The 21,080-nt window shown below is 64.2% G+C and carries 19 protein-coding genes; 5 read left to right on the forward strand and 14 right to left on the reverse strand.

The genetic code is table 11. The annotated features are described in order from the left end of the window. From HV822_RS08060 to wrbA, 10 genes are all read right to left on the reverse strand, one after another. A complete protein-coding gene (locus HV822_RS08060) occupies positions 1-966 on the reverse strand; it encodes an AAA family ATPase (protein ID WP_238873326.1) in 966 nt (321 codons plus the stop codon). A 373-nt stretch (positions 967-1,339) separates the two neighbouring features. Then, a complete protein-coding gene (locus HV822_RS08065) occupies positions 1,340-1,822 on the reverse strand; it encodes a nucleoside deaminase (RefSeq protein ID WP_238873328.1) in 483 nt (160 codons plus the stop codon). A 56-nt stretch (positions 1,823-1,878) separates the two neighbouring features. Next, the gene (locus tag HV822_RS08070) at positions 1,879-2,673 is read right to left on the reverse strand and encodes an ABC transporter permease (protein ID WP_238873330.1); all 795 of its coding nucleotides are present in this window, start codon (positions 2,671-2,673) and stop codon (positions 1,879-1,881) included. Further along, positions 2,654-3,439: an ABC transporter ATP-binding protein gene (locus HV822_RS08075; RefSeq protein WP_238873332.1), complete on the reverse strand. Its 786-nt coding sequence runs from the start codon at positions 3,437-3,439 to the stop codon at positions 2,654-2,656. The genes HV822_RS08070 and HV822_RS08075 overlap by 20 nt, the downstream gene beginning before the upstream one ends. A 2-nt stretch (positions 3,440-3,441) precedes the next feature. Next, a complete protein-coding gene (locus HV822_RS08080) occupies positions 3,442-4,437 on the reverse strand; it encodes an ABC transporter substrate-binding protein (protein WP_238873334.1) in 996 nt (331 codons plus the stop codon). A gap of 227 nt (positions 4,438-4,664) precedes the next feature. Next, on the reverse strand, positions 4,665-5,636 hold the full coding sequence (locus tag HV822_RS08085) for a DMT family transporter (protein WP_238873335.1): 972 nt from the start codon (positions 5,634-5,636) through the stop codon (positions 4,665-4,667). A gap of 1 nt (position 5,637) precedes the next feature. After that, a complete protein-coding gene (locus HV822_RS08090; RefSeq protein WP_238873337.1) occupies positions 5,638-6,441 on the reverse strand; it encodes an ABC transporter permease in 804 nt (267 codons plus the stop codon). After that, on the reverse strand, positions 6,438-7,316 hold the full coding sequence (locus HV822_RS08095) for an ABC transporter ATP-binding protein (RefSeq protein WP_238873338.1): 879 nt from the start codon (positions 7,314-7,316) through the stop codon (positions 6,438-6,440). The genes HV822_RS08090 and HV822_RS08095 overlap by 4 nt, the downstream gene beginning before the upstream one ends. A 48-nt stretch (positions 7,317-7,364) precedes the next feature. Continuing rightward, positions 7,365-8,375 (reverse strand): ABC transporter substrate-binding protein, encoded by a 1,011-nt coding sequence (locus HV822_RS08100; RefSeq protein ID WP_238873340.1) that lies wholly within the window; start codon positions 8,373-8,375, stop codon positions 7,365-7,367. Between the two features lie 183 nt (positions 8,376-8,558). After that, entirely contained in the window at positions 8,559-9,212 is a 654-nt protein-coding gene (gene wrbA / locus HV822_RS08105) for an NAD(P)H:quinone oxidoreductase (RefSeq protein ID WP_238873342.1), read from the reverse strand. A gap of 107 nt (positions 9,213-9,319) precedes the next feature. On the opposite strand from wrbA, the gene HV822_RS08110 reads away from it, so the two are divergent. Continuing rightward, positions 9,320-10,288, forward strand: a complete 969-nt coding sequence (locus HV822_RS08110; RefSeq protein ID WP_238873344.1) for an isopenicillin N synthase family dioxygenase — start codon at positions 9,320-9,322, stop codon at positions 10,286-10,288. Beyond that, positions 10,281-11,048, forward strand: coding sequence for an alpha/beta fold hydrolase (locus tag HV822_RS08115; RefSeq protein ID WP_238873346.1), 768 nt, complete (start codon positions 10,281-10,283; stop codon positions 11,046-11,048). Before HV822_RS08110 ends, HV822_RS08115 begins: the two co-directional genes overlap by 8 nt. Positions 11,049-11,081: 33 nt before the next feature. Here HV822_RS08115 and HV822_RS08120 read toward each other — a convergent pair whose 3' ends face one another. Genes HV822_RS08120 through HV822_RS08135 form a run of 4 tightly spaced genes read right to left on the reverse strand, consistent with a single transcriptional unit; the run spans position 11,082 to position 13,973 of the window. Further along, positions 11,082-12,806 carry a SulP family inorganic anion transporter gene (locus HV822_RS08120; RefSeq protein ID WP_238873347.1) on the reverse strand — a complete coding sequence of 575 codons (1,725 nt, stop codon included), beginning with the start codon at positions 12,804-12,806 and terminating at the stop codon, positions 11,082-11,084. After that, positions 12,803-13,222 carry a DUF6691 family protein gene (locus HV822_RS08125; protein ID WP_238873348.1) on the reverse strand — a complete coding sequence of 140 codons (420 nt, stop codon included), beginning with the start codon at positions 13,220-13,222 and terminating at the stop codon, positions 12,803-12,805. The genes HV822_RS08120 and HV822_RS08125 overlap by 4 nt, the downstream gene beginning before the upstream one ends. Positions 13,223-13,225: 3 nt before the next feature. Beyond that, positions 13,226-13,657 (reverse strand): YeeE/YedE family protein, encoded by a 432-nt coding sequence (locus HV822_RS08130; RefSeq protein ID WP_238873350.1) that lies wholly within the window; start codon positions 13,655-13,657, stop codon positions 13,226-13,228. Beyond that, positions 13,647-13,973: an ArsR/SmtB family transcription factor gene (locus HV822_RS08135; protein WP_238873352.1), complete on the reverse strand. Its 327-nt coding sequence runs from the start codon at positions 13,971-13,973 to the stop codon at positions 13,647-13,649. Before HV822_RS08135 ends, HV822_RS08130 begins: the two co-directional genes overlap by 11 nt. 241 nt (positions 13,974-14,214) lie before the next feature. Between HV822_RS08135 and HV822_RS08140 the strand changes: the two genes are divergently transcribed. From HV822_RS08140 to HV822_RS08150, 3 genes are all read left to right on the forward strand, one after another. Beyond that, a complete protein-coding gene (locus tag HV822_RS08140; protein ID WP_238873354.1) occupies positions 14,215-14,988 on the forward strand; it encodes an SDR family NAD(P)-dependent oxidoreductase in 774 nt (257 codons plus the stop codon). 97 nt (positions 14,989-15,085) lie between these two features. Continuing rightward, positions 15,086-19,447: a PAS domain-containing protein gene (locus HV822_RS08145; protein WP_238873356.1), complete on the forward strand. Its 4,362-nt coding sequence runs from the start codon at positions 15,086-15,088 to the stop codon at positions 19,445-19,447. Positions 19,448-19,465: 18 nt separating this feature from the next. Continuing rightward, positions 19,466-21,076 carry an ATP-binding protein gene (locus HV822_RS08150; RefSeq protein ID WP_238873357.1) on the forward strand — a complete coding sequence of 537 codons (1,611 nt, stop codon included), beginning with the start codon at positions 19,466-19,468 and terminating at the stop codon, positions 21,074-21,076. The last annotated feature ends 4 nt before the right edge of the window (positions 21,077-21,080 follow it).

The following is a 21,080-nucleotide window of genomic DNA, read 5'->3' on the forward strand; positions in this document are numbered from 1 at the left end:
TCAGGCGACTGCCACCAACTGCAGCAGCCGCTGCAGCAGCGCATCGGCGGTCAAGCCGCTGGCCTGCGCCCGGTAGGACAAGATCAGGCGGTGGCGTAGCACCGGCAGCAGCGCCTGCTGCACGTCCTCGGGCAGCACAAACTCGCTGCCGCGCAGCCAGGCGCGGGCGCGTGCCACGCGGTCCAGCGCAATGGCGCCGCGGGGGCTGGCGCCCACCTCGACCTGTTCGGCCAGGTCGGCGTCATAGCGTTCGGGCTGGCGGGTGGCACGTACCAGATCGACGATGTACTGCTCAATGGCAGGGCTGACATGAATCTGGTCAACCTCGTGCCGCGCCGCCAGCACGGTTGCCTGCGCCATCTTCGACAGTTCGACCGCGCTGTTGCGGTCGTGCTCGCCGCGCACCAGTTGCAGCATTGCCAGCTCGGATTGCTCATCCGGGTAGTCGACCGTCAGGTGCATCAGGAAGCGGTCAAGCTGGGCCTCGGGTAGCGGGTAGGTACCTTCCTGCTCGATCGGGTTCTGGGTGGCCATCACCAGAAACAGCTCGGGCAGCGGGTGACGCTGACCGGCGACCGTCACCTGGCGCTCCTCCATCGCTTCGAGCAAGGCGGACTGCACCTTGGCCGGTGCGCGGTTGATCTCGTCGGCGAGCACCAGGTTGGCGAACAGCGGCCCCGGGCGGAAGGTCAGATGCCCCTGCCCCAGCTCACCGAGGTATTGCTCGGCACCAGTAATGTCGGAGGGCAGCAGATCGGGGGTGAACTGCAGGCGCACGAAGTCGGCTTCCAGGGAGCGGCCGAGCTGCTTGATGGCGCGGGTCTTGGCCAGGCCCGGCAGACCTTCGACCAGCAGGTGACCGTCAGCCAGCAGCGCCAGCTGCAGCCCTTCGATCAACGCCTGTTGGCCGAGAATGCCATGAGCAAGTTGCACGCCGAGTTGTTGGAATTGTTGTCGGTTGTCCATCGCGGACTCCAAGGTGCATGTCTGGGACGATCCTAGAGCGCTGACAGCATTCTTGCATGGCTTTTCATGACAATCGACTGTCTGCAATACCCTGCCATAACCCAGGCGCCTGGCTCAGCCCCGACAGCAATGCCCCGCCTGAATGTTCTCGCCCCCCTTTGGCCGGCGCCTGCCACGTAAAAGTCGCCGGAAAAGATCGCCGAGGCACAGCAGCGACCGTTGCTCTGCATGACGATATCAGGGGCTTATGGGCCTCCTTCAGATGCGGGGGCGCGACTCTGGCAGGTACTCCGCTGTTGCCCGCTGCTGGCTATCTCCTGCTGACCGCATGGCACTGACCGCCTGCTCGGCGGGGCGCCTGCAGCCCCGGGAATCAGTCTTGCCAGAAATCCTCGTGCACACGAATGGATTCCTCTTCCAGCAGCGGGCCAATCACCTCAACCTGGCGTTGACCGGCCTCGAACACAGTGCGGCACGGCAGGTCCAGCGTCGGGTTTTCCGGGTGGTTGCCGGTCATCTCCTTCAAGCGCTTTTCGCTGGCGCCGTAGACCACCCGGCCAACCCCGGCCCAGTACACCGCACCGGCGCACATTGCGCAGGGCTCGGCGCTGGTGTACATGGTGCAGCCGGCCAGCACCTCGGGGCTGTAGTTGGTGTTGGCGCGGGTCATCAGCACCCGCTCGGCGTGGCCGGTCATGTCGTGATCGGGCAGAAAGGCGTTCAGCTGCTCCATCAGCACGTTGCCGTCGGCGTCGACCAGAATGGCCGCGAACGGGTGGATGCCCTGCTCGCCGGCATCGATGGCCAGACGGAAGCTCTCGCGCAGAAAATGAATGTCGCGTTCGGTATGGCTCACGGGTATGTCCTTGCTTGTATCTTGAAAAGCGGCAGCGCAGACACCGCCGGCTGTTATCACTTCTTCTTCGGCAGGCTCCAGGCGAAGAAGATCTGTTGCGTCCATTGCACCGACTTGAACAGCAGCAGGCTGACAATGGCGAGAAAGAACAGACCGGCGAAGGCCTGCGGAATCTTGAAAAACGAGGTCGAGAACTGAATGAAGTAGCCCAGCCCCTCTTCGGCGGCGACGAACTCGGCTACCACCGCGCCGATGATCGCCAGGGTGATCGCTACCTTGAGGCCGCTGAAGATATGCGGAATCGCGTAGGGAATGCGGATCTGCCAGGTTTCCCGGCGGGTCGGCGCATCCAGTGAACGGCTCAGTTCGATCAGCTCGGCTGGCGTCTCGTTGATCCCGGTGGCGGTGGAGACCACCAGCGGGAAGAAGGTCAGCAGGCAGGTGATCAGCACCCGCGAGGGGTCATCCGAGCCCATCATCACGATGATCAGCGGTGCCACCGCCACCACCGGGGTGGACTGCACCACCACCAGCATCGGGTACAGGGTGCGCGACAGGAACTCCGAGCGCATCATCGCAATCGCCAGCGGAATGCTGATCACGATCGACAGCGCAAAGCCCATCAGGGCGACGCGCAGGGTGGCCCACAGGTGCATCATCCAGCGGCTGAACTCGACATCGAAGAACGCCTTGCCGATTTCGCTTGGCGCCGGCAGCACGTAGGTCGGCAGCTCAAACACGCGGCAGACCAGCTCCCAGAGCACAATCAGGCCGACAAAGAACAGCCACGGCGACAGGTTCAGCAGCAGCAGCGCGCGACGCGCTGCGCCGTCAGTGGGCTTCTGGCTCATAGATGTGTTTCCTTATGCGGTCAGTCAGCTCACTGAAACGGGGTTGCTTGATGGTCTCCGCGCTGCGCGGGCGGGGCAGATCGACTTCGATCAGGTCCAGCACGCTGCCCGGGCGCTTGCTCATCACCAGCACGCGGTCGGCGAGCAACACGGCCTCGGAGATCGAGTGGGTGATAAACAGCACGGTTTTCGGATTTTCGTCCCAGATTTTCAGCAGATCGAAGCCGGTCTGCTCACGGGTCATGGCATCCAGCGCCGAGAACGGTTCGTCCATCAGCAGAATATCGGGGTTGAGCAGCAGGGCACGGACGATGCCGACCCGCTGCTGCATGCCGCCGGACAGCTCGTCCGGCATCTTCTCGGCAAAGGCCTCGAGACCGGCCATTGCCAGCAACTCGTTGGCGCGCTTCTCATCCTGCGGCGAGTAGCGGCCAAATTTATGCTTGAGCGGGAACAGCACATTCTTGCGAACAGTCAGCCACGGCAGCAGGGTCGGCTTTTGAAACACGATGCCAACGTCGTCACGGGGGCCGTTGACCTGCTTGCCGAATACGCTGACTGTGCCTTCGCTGGGAATCAGCAGGCCCGAGACCATCCGCAGCAAGGTGGACTTGCCGCAGCCGGAGGGGCCGACCACCGCCACAAACTCGTGGCGATGGATGTCGAGGTCGATGCCTTGCACCGCCATCGGACTGCCCGGCGTGGGATCGTAACGGTGCCCAACGCCGGTCATCCGCACGAAAGCGCGTTCGCTAGTGTGCTCCATGGTTACTCCGCTGCCGGCATGAAGTCGCGATTGACGATGCTTTCCGGGTCCAGCGAGTCCGCGCTCAGTGCATTGGCGCGGGCCACCCAGTCCCAGGTGCTGGCGATGCGCTCGGGTGTCATGGCTCCAAGGCCGTCCGCTTCGCTGATCTCGTTGAAGCTCAGCGGCATGGAGTCGCCGATCTGCGCGGTGGCAACCGCAGCGTCTACTTCCGGCACCATGGTGTGCAGGTCAGCCGCGGCCAGTTCCGGGTGCTCGTGGGTGAAGCGCAGCGACTTGTCAAAGGCGCGCATAAAGCGCTTGGCCACATCCGGACGCTCGCTGAGGAACTTGTCGGCGGCAACCACCGCAGAGCTGTACAGCGACAGGCCGGCGTCAGACCAGCGAATCACGTTGATGTCCTTGCCGGCGGCCGCGGCCTGCTGCTTGAACAGCGCGATGTTGGTGACCCAGGCGATGATCGCGTCGGTGTTGCCGGTGACCAGCATCGGGCCCAGCGCGCCCGGGTCGGATTTGGTCAGGCTGACCGAATCGGCGGGCATGCTGTTGGCTTCCAGCACCAGCGGCAGGAAGGCGTTGGAGGAGGTGAACGGGGAGGTCGCTACCTTCTTGCCGGCGATGTCGCTGAAGCTCTCGATGCCGGAGTCAGACAGCGAAAAGAACGCGTGCGGGCCCTGGTTGAAGATCATGTAGACGGCGCTGACCGGCACGCTGTCCTGCGCGCGGGCGGCCATCAAGGCGCCAATGTCGGCGCTGCCGATATCGGCCTGGCCGGTGGCGATCTTGGTGATGGCGTCGGTAGAACCGCGACCGCTGGCGACGCTGACGTCCAGCCCTTCGTCAGCGAAGAAGCCCTGCTGGATGCCGACGTAGACCGGCGCCTTGTCGCCACCGGGCAGCCAGTCCAGCTGATAGGTAACCTTGTCGGCCGCAGCGGCAAACCCGCTGGCGGACATGGCGATGACCATCGCCAATACGCCGGACGCTTTTTTCAACATGAGTGATTCTCCAGAGTGATGTGCTTGGCTTTTATCCTGACCAGTTGGGCAGGTTTTATTTCTCTTGAGCAAGTTGCGGGCCAGCTTTCTGCTGCCCGCAGGGCTGGCTGAAAGTGACGTATTTTCAGTGACTTGGCGCAGGTCGTCGGAGGGGCTGGCGGTGCGCTGGAGATTCCTGACCAGCGCGCCGCGCGTTTTTGGTGCGAGGTGAACCAGAGTCGTGCGTGCTATCCCCTGGCCGGCGTGGTCTTGGCGACGGCAGTACGGTTGCGCAGTGCCTGCCGCCGGTCCGCCAGCCCCACCACCAGAATGCCCAGCGCGATCAGCGCAAAACCGGTCAGGTCGCTGCCGGTCGGGACTTCATGCAGAAACCAGGCAGCCGACAGCATGCCCACCGCCGGCACCGAGGCCGAGCTGAGCGACAGGCTGACCGCCGGCAGTGAACGAATCGCGGCCACCTGCGCGGCGACGCAGATGCCGGAGGCAATCGCGCCGCTGAACACCAGCATCCAGATAAACTCGGGCTGCCAGTCGATCTGGCTTGGGCTTTCCACCAGCAGGGCCAGTGGTAGCAGCGCCAGCACCGACGTCAGCAGCTGCCAGGGGATCAGCGACAGCACGTCGCCCTGCCAGTGGTGTCGGCGCACGTGAATCAGCCCGGCGGTCCAGAGAAGGGTGCCCAGCATGATCAGCCCGCCGCCGATAAACACCTCATGGTTGCTCCAGTCGATACTCAGCGGGTTGAACACCGTCAGCAGCCCGGCCAGCCCGAGGCCCACGCCGATGGCGCGTGGCAGGGTAAAGCGTTCACCGAGAAACAGCGCCGCCGCCGGCACTACCCAGATTGGCGTGGTGTAGGCGAGGATTGCCGCCCGGCCCGCCGGCAGATACTGCACGCCAAGGGTGACCAGGGTGATGAAGGCCATGTTCTGCAGCACGCCGACCGACAGCAGTACCGGCAAGTCGGCGCGCCGTGGCAGGCGCAGCACGCCGAGTACGGCGGCGATGATAAACATCGCCAGCGTGCCCAGCGCCATGCGCATGCAGGTGAACAGCATTGGCGGGCTGTAGGTCAGCCCCAGCTTGAGAATCGGGAAGTTCAGCCCCCAGCCGAGGGCGTTGAAACACAGCAGCAGGTAGCCCAGGCCGAAGGCGTAGCTGTGACCGCCGGTTTGCCCGGCGGTCGTTGCGTTGGCCACCTCAGTGCTCCACTTCGAGGGCGCTTTCGTGCCAGTTGCGCAGGGCGCGGTCAGACAGCCAGACCATCAGCGCGAACAACGCGATACCGGTCAGGGTGATCAGCAGCAGTGCGGCGAACATGCGCGGAATCTGCAGGTTATAGCCCGACTGCAGAATCATGTACGCCAGGCCCGCCTTGGCCCCGCCGGTGCCGGCGACAAACTCGGCCACCACTGCGCCGATCAGCGCCAGCCCCGAGCTGATGCGCAGGCCACCGAAGAAGTACGGCAGCGCGCCCGGAATACGCAGGCGGGTCAGCTCCTGCCAGCGGCTGGTGCGGTACATGCGGAACATGCTGAGCAGGTTCGGATCGACACTGCGCAGACCCAGCGTGGTGTTGGAGATGATCGGGAAGATGGCGATGATCACCGCGCAGACGGTCAGCGCCCAGGTGGTGTCATCCACCCAGATGATGATCAGCGGCGCGATGGCGACCACCGGCGTTACCTGCATCAGCACCGCGTAGGGGAACAGGCTCATCTCGATCCACTTGCTCTGCACAAACAGCAAAGATGCTGCGACACCCAGCACCACCGCGATGACGAAGGCCAGAAAGGTCACCTTGAGGGTGATGTAGAGCGCGCCCAGCAGCGGCTGCCAGCCGTCGATCAGCGCTTTGAAGATCTCCACCGGCCCCGGCAGGATGTACTTGGGCATCTCCAGCGCCTGTACGGCGATCTCCCAGAACAGCAGAAACAGCACGCCCACAGCCAGCGGCGCGGCAACCTTGACGAAGTTTTCATTCTGGATCAGCGGCGCGCTCATGCCTTGACCTCCTGAGGCTGGCCCATGGCGCTGGCGCGCTCCAGTGCCTGCGAGACCTGACGGCAGTAGCCGGCAAACTCGGTAGAGACGCGGAAGTCGCTGTTGCGCGGGAAGGGTTGATCGATGCGGATGTCGTCGACGATGCGGCCCGGGCGGGCGGCCATCACCACCACGCGGCTGGACAGATAGACCGCCTCGTAGACGCTGTGGGTAACAAACACGATGGTCCAGCCGTTCTTCTGCCACAGCTTGAGCACGTCATCGTTGAGTTTGTTGCGGGTCATCTCGTCCAGCGCGCCGAAGGGTTCATCCATCAGCAACAGGTTGGGCTCGGTGACCATGGCGCGGGCAATCGAGGCGCGCATCTGCATGCCGCCGGACAGCTCACGCGGGAAGGCGTTGTCGAAGCCCTTGAGGCCGACCATCTCCAGCGCATCGTCAATCTTGCGCTCGGTCTCTGCCCCGCTCTGGTGTTCCAGATCGAGCGGCAGACGCACGTTCTTGCGCACCCGTGCCCAGGGCATCAGGGTCGCGTTCTGAAAAACGAAGGCCAGCTTGCGGCCCTTGTCGCCGACCACATCAATGCCCTGTTCCCAGAACTTGACGGTGCCGGTGGTCACGTCACCCAGCCCGGCCATGATGCGCAACAGGGTGCTCTTGCCACAGCCGGACGGCCCCAGCAGGCTGACGAATTCGCCCTGGCGGATGGTCAGATCGGCGCCCTTGAGCGCCACGGTGCCGTTGGCGTAGACCTTGTTGACGCCCTCGACCTGCAGCACCGGGCGCGGATTGCCGTGGCTGTCGGTTGAGCTATGCTCGGCGGCGCTGTCGTTGACCGGCGTGGCCTTGAGCGGCGTCACTTTGGCGCTTGTCATCGGTATCTCCCGTGGCGGCCCGCTGCGGGCCGCCGGTTGGTGGCTTAATCAGGGCAGAACGGGTTCGCTGGGCAGGTAATCCAGGCTGTAGACATCCTTGATATCCAGGCTGGCATCGACCAGACCGGCCTCCAGCATGAATTCGTGGATCTTCGCCCAGCGCGCGTCGGTCATCACGCCGATACCGCGGGTCGCCGCGTCGCCACCGGTGACCAGACCGTATTCCTGCATCTTGGCGATGCCGTAGGCGATCTGCTCGTCGGTCATTTCCGGGTTGGCTTGCTGGATCAGCGCGTTACCCGGCGCCGGGTCCTTGAAGTAGCTGGCCCAGCCTTCCATGCTCGCCTGCACGAAGCGGCGGACCAGATCGGGGTTTTCCTCGATCAGCCCGTCAGTGGTTTCGATAGTGGTGGCATAGGCCGGGTAGCCGTAGTCCGCCAGCAGGAACACGGACGGCTTAATGCCCGCCTTCTCCATGGCAAAGGGCTCGGACGACAGATACCCCTGCTGCACGATATTGGTATCGGCAAGGAAGGGCGCGACGCTGAAGGTGTAGGGGCGGATCATGTCGTCGGTGTAGCCGTACCTGGACTTCAGCCAGGGCCAGAAGGTGGTGTTGGCGAAGGCAGCGATGTAGACCGGCAAACCTTCTTCCTTGATCTGCTCCAGCGAGGTGATGTGCGGGTGCGCAATCAGCGCCTGCGGGTCACCCTGAAAGGCCGCCGCCACGGTCGTGACCGGCATGCCCTGCTCTACTGCCTTGACCGCGCCAACGGCGTAGCCCATGGAGAAGTCGCGCTTGCCGGAGACCAGCAGCTGCATGCCGTTGACCTGCGGGCCGCCCATTTCAATGGACACATCCAGGCCGTACTTTTCATACAGGCCGGTGGCCTTGGCCTGATAGAACCCACCGTGTTCGGCCTGGGCATACCAGTTGGTGCCAAATACGACCTCGTCCAGCTCGGCCGCCATCAGTGATGTGGACAAACCGCTGGCAAGCACCGCGCCGGCCATGCCGAGCAGTGCAGACGACTTCAGATTCTTGCGAGGGTGGCGCATGTGTTGCTCCTTGCTTGCAGTAGATAGCTGACCAGTTATTCAACATTTTTCCTGCAGCAAGCGCCGTGCCATGTGCCGTAAGTGCCGTTATTTCCATTTCCTGAACAGTTGGTCAGCAAAAATGTGCACCGGATTGCATCGCAGTGTCGGCGCGCTGCACTGCGACGGCTCAATTTTCGCGATTCAGTGGCTGCCCGCAGCCAGATCAACCGAGGCTGGTTCCGGAATGACCTGCCCAGCCAGGCGGGCGACGCGGGCACCGAGGGCGCGGGCGATTGCCTGCTCGCCGTCATCGACCCCCAGGGTGCCGTTGAAGCCGGTCACCGCTGAGGCGCCGTAGGGCGAACCGCCGCTACGGGTGTGCACCAGCGCCGGCACGCTGTGCGGCACCCCCGCGAGGATCATGCCGTGCTGCAGGAACGGCAGCAGCAGGTTGAGCAGCGTCATCTCGTTGCCCGAGTGCATGCCGCCGGTCGAGGTGAACGCCGCGCCCACCTTGCCGATCAGCGCGCCCTGACGCCACAGCGGGGCGACCTCGTCGATAAAGGCGCGCAGCGGTGTGCTCATCAAGCCGTAGCGGGTGGGTGAGCCCCAGATGATGCCGGTCGCCCACTCCAGGTCAGCCATGCTGGCCTGCGGCAGGCTGCGATACTCGGTCTGCGCGGCAATGAAATCAGCACGTTCGGTATCCACGCTGAACTCGGGCTCGGACAATGCCACCCGGCGCAAACGCACCTCGGCGCCCTCGCTGGCGGCCCCTTCGGCGATGGCTTTGGCCAGGGTCAGAGTGGTGCCGTAGCGGGAATCGACAACGACGGTGATGCGCGATGGGGTCATGAATGGGTGCTCCTGAGTAAGGGTAAACAAAATCGCTACATGAGCTGGCATGCAATATGAATACCTGACCAGATGGACAAGTGGATATTTCCTCTCAGGAGAACGGCATGACACAGCAGTACGGGGCACAGGCGGCCAACCTGCCGGTGATCGACATCAGCCCGATGCGGGGCGGCAGTGAGCAGAGCAAGGCGGCCATGGCAGCCACCTTGCGCGAGGCCTGCGAGCACAGCGGCTTCTTTTACGTCAGCGGCCACGGCATCGACAGCGCGCTGATCGAACAGGTATTCAATGCATCAAAGCAGTTCTTCGACCTGCCGATGGCCGACAAGCTGCTGGTCGACAAGGCGCAATCCAAGGCCAATCGCGGCTACGAGCCGCTACGCGGGCAGACGCTGGAAGCCGGCGCGCCACCGGACCTGAAAGAAGGCTTCTACATCGGTGAAGAAGTGGCCGCCGATGACGAGCGCGCGCTGACACGCTTTAACACCGGGCCAAACCAGTGGCCGCAAGGCGTGGCAGACTTTCGCCCGGCGATGGCGCGCTACTACGCCGCAATGGAGGCGCTGAGCGCGCGCATCATGGCGGCGCTGGCGTTGTCGCTGAGCCTGCCGGAAGACTTCTTCGCCGACTTCTGCGAGCACCCGCTGTGCACCCTGCGCCTGCTGCACTACCCGCCCCAGCCCGGCAACCCCGCGCCGGGCGAAAAGGGCTGCGGCGCGCACACCGACTTTGGCGGTATCACCGTGCTATTGCTCGACGACAAACCCGGTCTGCAGGTCTGGGACGCAGCCGGCGAGCGCTGGGTCGACGCCAACCCGATCCCCGGCACCTTCGTGGTGAATCTGGGCGACATGATTGCCCGCTGGACCAACGACCGCTACCGCTCGACCCTGCACCGGGTGGTCAACACCTCGGGTGCAGAGCGCTACTCGGTGCCCTTCTTCTACAGCGGCAACCCGGACCATAAAGTCCGCTGTCTGCCGGTCTGCCTGCAGCCCGGTGATGCGCCGCGTTACCCCGTTACCACCGTCGAAGCGCACCTGCAGGAGATGTACCGGAGGACCTATGCCTGAGCAGCAAAAACCCACCTTTGTACTGATTCACGGCGCCTGGGCGGGCAGTTGGGTGTGGGATGCCCTCAAGCCCGCACTCGAAGCCGCAGGCCACGCCGTGCTGGCGCTCGACATGCCCGGCAACCCGCAGCACCCGGCGGCGGATGAAGACATCAGCATGGCCGGCTGCATGGCGCATATCGCGGCGGCCTGTGCTGAATTTGATGGCCCGCTGCTGCTGGTCGGGCATTCCGGTGGCGGGGTGATTGTCACCCAGGCGGCCGAGATGCTCGCCGAGCGGGTGGTGGGTGTGGCCTATCTGGCGGGCATGATGTTGCCCTCGGGGCTGGGCTTTGCCGAGCTGAGCAACGCGCTGCTCGCCACCAACCCGGAAGCGGCGGGCATCTGGCCGCATCTGGTGTGGGCCGAGGATCGGCAGTCATCCAGCGTGCCGCCCGAGGCGGTGTGCGAGGTATTTCTGCAGGACCTGCCGCGCGACCAGGCCATGGCGGCTGCGCAGCGCTTCTGCAGCCAACCCGAAGGCACCCGCGCATTGGTCGCCGAATGGACCGCCGAGCGCTTTGGTCGCCTGCCACGTCTGTATGTGGAAGCCACAGAAGACCGCTCCGTGGTACTGGCCGCGCAGCGCAAGATGCAGGCGCTGGTGCCCGGCGCGCAGGTGCTCAGCCTGCCCTGTGGACATGTACCACAGGTGGTGCAGACCGCCGCTGTGGCCGATGCCCTGTTGGCGTTCGCGCGCGGTAAGCCACGCCCCGCGTAGCAGCACAGCAGGCTGCTCCGTTACCGCCAGGTCTCAGCGGGTTGCCGTCTTGCTCAGGGTATTGAAGGCAATGTCGGTGCTGGGGAATACCTTGCCCACCTGCTGGCCAAGCCAGTCGGTGTGCTGCAGCTGATCCATCACCGGGCCCTTGACCTCGGCCAGATGCAGGCGGATATCCCGCTCGCCCAGCCCCTCGGTCAGCTCGCTGAGCATGTCCAGCCCGGTGCTGTCGATATGGTTCACGGCGGAGAGAATCAACAGCACATCGCGGGTATCGGGATAGTCGGCCAGCGCCTGGTAGATCGCCTGCTCCACCGCCTTGGTATTGGCAAAGAAGATGTTCTCGTCGATCCGCAGGGCCAGCAGGTGCGGCTCAATCTCTACCAGATGCCGCTTGGTGTTACGGAAGTACTGGGTATCGGGCACCCGGCCGACCACCGCCACATGGGGGCGGCTGCCGCGCCAGAGCTGGGCAATGATCGAGCAGCAGATACCCAGCACAATGCCGGCTTCAATACCCAGCACCAGCACACCCATTGCCGTACCCAGCAGGGTTAGCCCCTCGGCCCGATCGTAACGCCAGGCCCGGCGCAGGCTGGGCAGGTCAACCAAGGGCACCACGGCGACCAAAATCACCGCCGCCAGCACCACCTGCGGCAACCAGGCCAGCAGCGGCGCCAGACTGATCAGAATCAGGCCGATCACAGCGGCGGCAAACACCCCCGCCAACGGGGTATTGGCGCCCGCTTCGATGTTCACGCTGGAGCGCGAAAAGCCGCCGCACACGGCAAAGCCGCCGCTCAACGCCGAGCCCAGGTTGGCCGCGCCGAGGCCCAACAGCTCGCGGTCCGGGTCGATACTCTGGCGCTTGCGCCGGGCCAGCGACTGGGCGATGGACACACTTTCGACAAAGCTCACCAGGCTGATCAGCAGCGCCGGCAACAGCAGCGCACGCAAACTCGACACCTCCGGCGTCTGCCAGACCAGCGCCGGCAGCCCGGCCGGAATAGCACCCACCACCGGCACACCCTGCGCCGTCAGATCAGCGCCCCAGGTCACCAGCACACCCAGCACAACCACCAGCAGCGGCGCCAGCTTGGCCAGTAGCGCCGCCACACCCTCGGGCAAGCCAAGACGCTGCAGCAACCCCGCCAGCGCATGGCGCGCAAACAGCAGCCAGCCCAGCGCCAGCAGCCCCATACCCAACACCAGGGTGTTGCTGCGCTGCCACTGGGTAAACAGCTCAGCCGGGCTGGCCGGCCAGTCCGCCAGACCAAACAGCTTGGGCAGTTGGCTGAGCACAATCAGAATCGCCGCGCCGCTGATAAAGCCGTTAATCACCGGGTGGCTGAGAAAGTTGGCCAGAAAGCCGAGGCGCAGCAGGCCGAAGGCAAACAGCATCACCCCCGACAGCAGCGCCAGCCAGATCGCCAGTTGCAGATAATCTGCCGACCCCGCCACCGCCAGCGGCGCCAGCAGCGTGGCGGTCATCAGCCCGGTGACGGCCACCGGGCCGACCGACATGGTCATGCTGCTGCCAAACAGCGCATACCCCAGCAGCGGCAGCAGACTGGCGTACAGGCCGATCTGCACCGGCAAGCCAGCCAGCATCGCGTAGGCCATGCTTTGCGGGATAATCATGATGCCCACCACTAGGCCAGCGGTCAGATCACCTGCCAGCCAGGCACGGCGGTACTGGCGCATCCAGCCAAACAGCGCATTGCTGCCCGGCGGCTGCAGACGCGGCGACTCGCTCACAGGCTCACCCGGCGGTCAAACTGCCCGAACAGCCACATGCCAAGCAACATGGCGGCAACAAACACCAGCGCCTGCGGAATCAGCGCCGAGGCCGCCACCAGCGCCGGCCCCGGGCAGAAGCCAGCCACCCCCCAACCAGCACCAAACAGCAGGCTGCCGATCACCAGGCGCCGATCAACCTGGCGGTTGCTCGGCAGCTGGGCCTGCTCGCCGCGCAAGGTGGTGCCGCGCCGCTGAACCCATTGCATGGGCACAAAGGCCACAGCAATCGCACCGACCATCACCAGCGCCAGCGATGGGTCCCAGGCGCCCGCCAGATCAAGAAAGCCCAGCACCTTGGCCGGGTTGGCCATGCCGGAAATCAACAGGCCAAGGCCAAACAGCAAGCCGCTGATCACTGCAAACACCCCTCGCATGGTTCAGACTCCCAACAGATGACGCAGGAAAAACACGATGGCAAAGCCCGCGCCCATGAAGCTCAGGGTAGCCACCAACGAGCGCAGCGACAGCCGCGACAAGCCGCACACCCCGTGACCACTGGTGCAACCGGAGCCAAGCCGCGAGCCAAACCCCACCAGCAGGCCCGCCACCACCAGCGCAACCGGCCCGGCATCAACCTGCACGCTGATTTCACCGGCCAGCGCCAGATATAACCAGGGCGCCAGCAGCAAGCCGAGTACAAAGAGTAACGCCTCACCGTTGCCCGTCTGCGCTGACAACAGGCGACCGACCAGCCCGCTGATGCCGGCGATGCGGCCATTGAACAGCATCAGCAAGGCCGCCGCCGCGCCGATCAGCGCGCCGCCCAGCAGCGCAGACAACGGCGTGAAGGCAACCCAGTCAATGCTCATCCGGGGTCTCCTCGGCACAGTACAGGCCGTACAGGGTATGCAGAATCGCCAGCGCCTCGCGGCTGGCCACCCGATAGTAGACCTGCTTGCCTTCACGGCGGGTGTCTACCAGCCCCTCGCGGCGGAGCACCGCCAGTTGCTGCGACAGGGTCGGCTGCACGATGCCCAGCAGCGCTTCCAGTTCGCCGACATTGCGCTCACCGTCCACCAGCTGGCAAAGCAGCAGCAGCCGGTCACGATTGGCCAGCGCCTTAAGCAGCTGATGGGCCTGATCAGCGGAACTGCGCAGACGCTGCAGGTCAGTGTGATTGTTCATGAAAGCACCAGGATCTTGTGCACGATTCCGTTGACCGACAATATATAAAAAAATAGATTGTTTGCAAGCCGCCGCGCAGCCAGCCCCCTCGAGCAGCGTCTGCACCTGCACACGACAGGATCAGTTGGCGCGCGTACCAGGGCTGATGGGCCATCATCAGGCAAACGCACGGCGCTGGCACCCGACGGGTGCTTTGGCCGATACTGCCGGCTCGCAACGACAACCACAGGAGACCTCGCCCATGACCACCTCGCGCTTTGACCTGACCGGCAAGACTGCCCTGATTACCGGCGCCTCCAGCGGCCTTGGTGCCCACTTTGCCCGCGTGCTGGCTGCTGCTGGTGCCCGTGTGGTCGTGGCGGCCCGCCGCGCCGAGCGCCTGTCTGCGCTGGTCGACGAACTCAAGCAGCAGGGTTATGAAGCGCTGGCCGTGACCATGGACGTGACCGACGCCGACAGCATCGACGCCGGTTTCAACGCCGCCGAGCAGGCCTTTGGCGTCTGCGACATCCTGGTCAACAACGCCGGTATCGGTGACCCGGTGCCCTTCCTCGACATGGACGAGGGCAACTGGCGCAGCATGCTCGACACCAACCTGGACGGCGCCTGGCGCGTTGCCCATCGCGGCTGCAAGGCCATGGCCGGCAGCGGCCAGGGCGGCAGCGTGATCAATATCGCCTCGATTCTCGGCCTGCGCGTGGGCAAGGCGCTGACCCACTACGCAGTGGCCAAGGCCGGCGTGGTACAGTTGACCAAGGCCATGGCCATGGAACTGGCCAAGAACCAGATCCGCGTCAACGCCATTGCACCCGGCTACTTCCGCACCGAAATGAACTCGGATTACTTCGACACAGAGCACGGCCAGAACTACGTGCGCAGCAAAGTGCCGATGGCACGCCTGGGCCAGCTGGAAGAGCTGGACGGCCCACTGCTGCTGCTTGCCAGCGAGGCTGGCTCGTTCATGACCGGCACCATCATCAATGTGGACGGCGGACACGTAAACAACAGCCTGTAACGCCCCTGAGCCAGTTGTCGCAACGCTGGCTTGCCGCCCGGCAAGCCGCTATCTTGAAGCGTAAACCCTCTGGCAGCGGACCCAGACGATCTCATCCATGACCACACCAGACCACGCAAGCAACGGACGCATCGCCCTGGCCCTCGGTATGCTGCTCGTGACCCTGTGCTTTCTCTACCTGGGGACCAGCGCCTGGCAACATCGGGAAGAGGAGTGGCGCAACCTGCAGTATCAGACGGTCGATGGCGACCTGCGCAGGCTGCAGCAACAGGAGGAGGCGTTGCGTCAGCAGGCGAAGATTGCGGTGTTTGGCCTCAGCGAGGACCCGGATCTACGCCGTTTGCTGCGGCGCGTTGCCTATCTGGTGGAGCACTATGGCCTGGATGATCCCGAGGTTGCACGCCTGCGAGCCCAGATCGCCAAAGACCTGTCCGGCTTTTGGCAGCTGCTGCAACAGGCCGGCGCCAAGGAGCTGCAAATCCATCTGGCGCCTGACAGCACCGCGCTGCTGCGCATGCAACGTCCGGAGCGCTGGGGCGACCGTGCTGACAGCAAGCACCCGTTGCTGCAGTACAGCCAGCAGCATGGTGAACGGGCGGATGGCCTGGCGCTCTACCCTGGCGGCACCAGCGAGAGCGCCGTTGCGCCGGTGTTTGCCAGCGACGCCAGCGGCAGCAGGGTGATCGCCACCCTGCAGGTCGGCTTTCCGACCTTCGCCCAGTACACCGGCCCGACCGACCAGGCACTGGCGCTGCTGGTACGTCCTTTCCACCTGGACGGCCATCAGCACGACAGCCCGCTGCACAAGATAGATACCGGCCGCTGGCTGCTGGCTGATAGCCCCGGGACCGTTGATCTCGAAATGCTCAACCAGGCAGCCCAGGTCACCCGCAGTATCGCCAACCCGCACTTGTTTAAGCACGGCGAACAACTCTGGCTGGCCAGCCTGCTGCCCCGAGCCGCCTACACGCTGAACGTCAACGAAGCAGAACACCCTGCCGCGCTGATGCTCTGGCGCGACATGACCGAGGCCTACACCGCCCACCGGCACGACTTGCTGCACCTGGCCGGCAACTGGTTGCTGGCCTGGTTTACCGCCATCACCCTGTTTACCCTGCTGCTGATCTACACACGCCGCGCCGCCAGCCGTCAGATGGCGCTGCACGCCGAGGCCATCAGCAATGAAAGCCAACGCCGCGAACGGGACCGCCGTCTGCTGGAGATCATCAGCCACGCGCAGTCAGCCTATATCCAACGCAACGAGATGGCCGCCAGCCTGCAACGCTTGCTGGAACAGATTCTTGGCCTGACCGGCTACGGCCGTGCAGACTTTTTGCAGGCCCTGCCGAACGACGACGGCCAACTGCAGCTGCACAGTCTCGCCAGCAGCACCAGCGATCCGGTGCCGGCAGCGCTACAGCCAACCCTCACTCAAGTACTGCGCGAATCCCATCCGCAGCAACGGCTGGCCAGCGAGGCCCAGGGCATGCCACGGGCGCTGGTGCTACCGCTGATTTTTGCCGGTCGCCAGTTCGGTGTGCTGGCGCTGTCCGGCGGCGAGCAGCCGCTGAACCCTGACCTGCGCGCCTTTCTCGCGCCGCTGCAAACCGCGCTCGGCCAATTGCTGGACGCCCTGCGCCAACGTCGGGAAAACGAAACCATGCAGCGTGGGCTGGAGCGCCAGCGCCAGGCCTTGCGGCAACTTAACAAGATCGCCGCAGACCCCGGCCAGAGCTACCAGCAGCGGATGGTGCGCTTGCTGGACCTGGGCTGTGACTACCTGCGGCTGGATCTCGGGCTGATCAGTCACATCGAGCAGGACAAGTACCGGGTCGAAGCCGCCAGCAGCAGTAGCGACGCCCCTACGGTCGGCACCGAGTTCGAGTTGGCCCAGACTTACTGCTCTCTGACCTACCAGGCGAACGACGCGCTGGTCATCGACAGCATGGAGCATTCACGCTTCAGCGGGCATCCCTGCTATCAATCGTTTGGCCTGGAGAGCTATATCGGTATCGTCCTGGTCGTCGACGGCCAGCGCTTTGGCACCCTCAACTTCTCCAGTGCCAACACCCGCGCGCAACCCTTCGACGAAGTGGACATGGACTTTATCCGGCTATGCGGGCGCTGGTGCAGCAACCTGCTTGAGCAAGCCGCGGGTGAACAGCAGCGCGAGGCCCTGCTGCAGCGCTTCCGGAAGCTCACCCAACACTTGCCGGGCATGGTGTATCAGTATCAGGTAGACAGCAGCAGTGGGCGCAGCTGGTTCCCCTACAGCAGCGAGGGCATTGGCGACATCTACGACATGACGCCCGACCAGGCGGCGCAGGACGCCCAGCCAGCCATCGACCTGATTCATCCGGACGATTGGCAACAGGTGGCGCAGGACATCCAGCGCTCCAGCGAACAGCTCAGCGACTGGCGCTCCGAATTCCGCGTGCGTCACCCGCGCCTGGGTGAAATCTGGGTTGCCGGCTACGCCAGCCCTGAGCGCCTGGATAACGGCGACCTGATGTGGCACGGTTTTATCGCTGATGTCAGCGCTCGCAGGCACATCCAGCAACGGCTCGACGAGGAGCTCGCACGGCTGGCGCGCATCATCCAGGCCACCGGCGTTGGCAGCTGGGAGTGGGATATCGGTAGCCGCCAAATGGAGGCCAGCCCGCGCTGGTTCCAGATGCTCGGCTATCAACCCGAAGACCTGAGCCCGCTGACGATCGATGCATGGACCGATCTGCTGCACCCCGATGACGTCGCCGACGCCCTTGAACAACTGCACACCCACCTGCGCGGCCACTCCGACTACCTGCGCTACCTGTCCCGTGCCCGGCACCGTGAAGGTCACTGGATATGGATTCAGAGCCAGGGCCAGGTAACTGCCCGTGATCCACAGGGCCGGGCGCTGACCCTTAGCGGCATCCACGCCGATGTCAGTGCCGAGATGCGTGCCAACGAAAAAGTGCGCGAAGCCCGCAGCTATCTCAGTGCGGTCATCAACGCGTCTACCGAAGTCGCGATTATCGCTGCCGACCCGCAAGGCCAGATCAGTCTGTTCAACAGCGGCGCAGAACGGCTGCTTGGCTACCACAGCGACGAGGTCGTCGGTAAGCATTCCCCTCTGCACTTTCACCTGCCCGAGGAGCTCGCGGAGCGCAGTGCCCAGCTCAGTGCCCAGCTCGGTTATCCGGTGGAAGGGCTGGAGGTCTTTCTGCACGAGCCGCGCGGCGGCGAACCCCAAGTCAACGCCTGGACCTACCAGCGCAAGGATGGCAGCCGTCGCCAGGTCAAGCTGACCATTACCCGCATCGCCGACAGCCAAGATCACTTGATCGGCTTTCTCGGCATGGCGACCGACATCACCGAGCTGATCCAGACCACACGGGCCCTGCAGAACAGCGAGTCACGCTACCGCAGCATGGTCAGCAACCTGCCCGGCGCGGTCTATCGCTGCCCCGCCGTCGAGGACCGGCGCATGACCTACATGAGCCACGGTATTGAGCGCATCAGCGGCTATCCGGCCAGCGACTTTATCGACAACCACCAACGCAGCTATGCCAGCATCATCCTGCCCGAAGACCTGCCCATCACCCTGCAGCACCTTGAGCTGGCAGAGGATGACCCCAGCTTCGAGATCACCTATCGCCTGGTACACGCCAATGGCCATCTGGTGCAGGTGCGTGAAAAGGGCCGTGGCGAGTTTGACAGCAGTGGTCAACTGCAGAGTTTTGACGGCTTTATCTGGGATGTGACCGAGCAGGCGCGCGTAGAGCAAATGAAAAGCCAGTTCGTCTCCACTGTCAGCCACGAGCTGCGTACCCCGCTGACCGCCATCAACGGCTCGCTCAAGCTGATGCACGGCGGCGCGCTGGGCGAGGTGCCCGAGCGCATGCGCTCGCTGCTGGACATTGCGGTGCAGAACAGCGACACCCTGATAGGGCTGATCAACGACCTGCTGGACATGGACAAGCTGGCCGCAGGCAAACTGGCCGTACAGCTGACGCCACAACCTTTGCAGCCCTTGCTGGAGCAGGCATTGCAGCGCAACCAGACTTACGCCGCGCAGTACCGGATCGAGCAGCACCTGGGCCAGGTTGACGACGTGATTGTGAACGTAGACGCCCAACGCCTTGGGCAGATTCTCAGCAACTACCTGTCCAACGCCGCCAAGTTCTCCCATTCCGGTGGTCGCGTTACGCTGAGTGCCCAGGCCGCCGAGGGGTGGGTGCGGATCAGCGTCCAGGACCAGGGCATCGGCATTCCCGAACAGGAGCAGGCGCGCATCTTTGAAAAGTTCTTCCAGGTCGACAGTTCCAATACCCGGCAACGCGCCGGCTCCGGGCTGGGGTTGGCCATTAGCCGCGAACTCGCCCAACGCATGCACGGCGACGTTGGGTTTGATTCCAAGCCGGAACAGGGTTCATGCTTCTGGCTACAGCTGCCGCTGGCTGACGAGCTAGGCTAGGCAAGCGGAGGGGGCAGAGTGAAGCAAGAACACGACACAGCAGACAATCGCGAAGCGCGCCGGCTAGAAGCGCTGGCCCGCCTGCAGATTCTCGACACCCCCAGCGAGCAAGCCTTTGATGACCTGACCGAGCTGGCCGCACGCTGGCTGCAAACCCCTATCGCCCTGGTGTCGCTAGTCGACGATCAGCGCCAATGGTTCAAGAGTCGCGTCGGTCTGGAACCCGACCAAACCCCGCGCGAAATGGCGTTCTGCGTACACGCCATTCAAGCCCGTGACCTGCTGGTGGTCCGCGACGCCACCCGCGATAGCCGCTTTCGCGACAACCCGCTGGTCACCGGAGACCCCAACATCCGTTTTTACGCCGGCGTGCCGATCGCCAGTCCGGAGGGTGAGCTGATAGGCACCCTGTGCGTAATCGACCAGGTGCCGCGTCAGCTCTCAGCCGAACAACAAGACACCCTGCGCCGGCTGGCGCGCATGGCCGAATTCCAGCTACGCCTGCGCGCAAACCTGCTCGAGAGCGAGCAGCGCACCGCCGAGCTGGAGCACCAGCAGGTGCTCAACCATCGTCTGCTCGACTCTCTCAAGGCCGGCGTGGTGGCATGCGATGACAGCGGGCAGCTAACGCTGTTCAACCGCACCGCCAGACACTGGCACGGCACCGACGTCATGCACCTACCGCCCAGTGAGTGGGGCCGCTACTACGACCTTTATCAGGCCGACGGCCGCACGCCGTTAGCCAGCGATGCCGTCCCGCTACTGCGCGCCTGGCGCGGCGAACCCGTGGACAACGTGGAGATCAGTATCGCCGCCGCAGGCCAGCCGCTGCGCTATGTGCTGTGCAGCAGTTGCCGGTTGTATCCAGAGCGCAGCGGTCCCGGCGCCGCCATCTTGATCATGCACGACATTACCGAGATTCGTCGCGCCAGCAACCTGAAAAGCCAGTTTCTGGCAACCGTCAGCCACGAGTTGCGCACCCCGTTGACGGCTATCAGTGGCGCCATCGGCCTGCTGCGCAGCAGCGCCGGTGACGTGCCGGCAGACACCAGCAGGCGCCTGCTGAGCATCGCCCACGACAACAGCCAGCGTCTGAGCGAACTGGTGAACGACCTGCTGGATATGGAAAAACTCGAGGCCGGCCAGCTCGATCTGCGCCTCACCACCCAGCGGCTGCGCCCTATCGTGGAGCAGGCGCTGGAAATCAACCAGCCCTATGCCGCGCGCTATCAGGTCAGCTGGGCACTGGAGCCCGGTCCGCTTGATCCGCTGGTGCACGTGGATGAGCGCCGCTTGCATCAGGTACTGGGCAACTACCTGTCCAATGCCGCCAAGTTCTCTCATCCCGGTGACCTGATCCAGGTCCGTATTGTTATCGAGGGCAGCGAGGCAGAGGTACAGGTCGTCGACCAGGGCATTGGCATTGCAGAAGATCAGCAGCGGCTGCTATTTCGCAAATTTACCCAACTCGACAGCAGTAACGTACGCCAGCATGGCGGAACCGGTCTGGGACTGGCAATCTGCAAGGAGCTGATCGAGCGCATGCAGGGACAGGTCGGGGTGCGCTCACAAAGTGGAGCCGGCGCCTGTTTCTGGTTCCGCCTGCCACTGTTTCAGGCGGCACTGTAGAGCT

Origin of the sequence: Halopseudomonas maritima, assembly GCF_021545785.1 — a bacterium.
Lineage (GTDB): Bacteria > Pseudomonadota > Gammaproteobacteria > Pseudomonadales > Pseudomonadaceae > Halopseudomonas > Halopseudomonas maritima.

Coding starts and splice junctions, on each gene's coding strand:
- HV822_RS08070 (WP_238873330.1), bottom strand. CDS start 2,673: ATGAGCCAGAAGCCCACTGACGGCGCAGCGCGTCGCGCGCTGCTGCTG.
- HV822_RS08100 (WP_238873340.1), bottom strand. CDS start 8,375: ATGCGCCACCCTCGCAAGAATCTGAAGTCGTCTGCACTGCTCGGCATG.
- HV822_RS08130 (WP_238873350.1), bottom strand. CDS start 13,657: ATGAGCATTGACTGGGTTGCCTTCACGCCGTTGTCTGCGCTGCTGGGC.
- HV822_RS08135 (WP_238873352.1), bottom strand. CDS start 13,973: ATGAACAATCACACTGACCTGCAGCGTCTGCGCAGTTCCGCTGATCAG.
- HV822_RS08125 (WP_238873348.1), bottom strand. CDS start 13,222: ATGCGAGGGGTGTTTGCAGTGATCAGCGGCTTGCTGTTTGGCCTTGGC.
- HV822_RS08075 (WP_238873332.1), bottom strand. CDS start 3,439: ATGGAGCACACTAGCGAACGCGCTTTCGTGCGGATGACCGGCGTTGGG.
- HV822_RS08145 (WP_238873356.1), top strand. CDS start 15,086: ATGACCACACCAGACCACGCAAGCAACGGACGCATCGCCCTGGCCCTC.
- HV822_RS08110 (WP_238873344.1), top strand. CDS start 9,320: ATGACACAGCAGTACGGGGCACAGGCGGCCAACCTGCCGGTGATCGAC.
- HV822_RS08060 (WP_238873326.1), bottom strand. CDS start 966: ATGGACAACCGACAACAATTCCAACAACTCGGCGTGCAACTTGCTCAT.
- wrbA (WP_238873342.1), bottom strand. CDS start 9,212: ATGACCCCATCGCGCATCACCGTCGTTGTCGATTCCCGCTACGGCACC.
- HV822_RS08140 (WP_238873354.1), top strand. CDS start 14,215: ATGACCACCTCGCGCTTTGACCTGACCGGCAAGACTGCCCTGATTACC.
- HV822_RS08115 (WP_238873346.1), top strand. CDS start 10,281: ATGCCTGAGCAGCAAAAACCCACCTTTGTACTGATTCACGGCGCCTGG.
- HV822_RS08095 (WP_238873338.1), bottom strand. CDS start 7,316: ATGACAAGCGCCAAAGTGACGCCGCTCAAGGCCACGCCGGTCAACGAC.
- HV822_RS08080 (WP_238873334.1), bottom strand. CDS start 4,437: ATGTTGAAAAAAGCGTCCGGCGTATTGGCGATGGTCATCGCCATGTCC.
- HV822_RS08090 (WP_238873337.1), bottom strand. CDS start 6,441: ATGAGCGCGCCGCTGATCCAGAATGAAAACTTCGTCAAGGTTGCCGCG.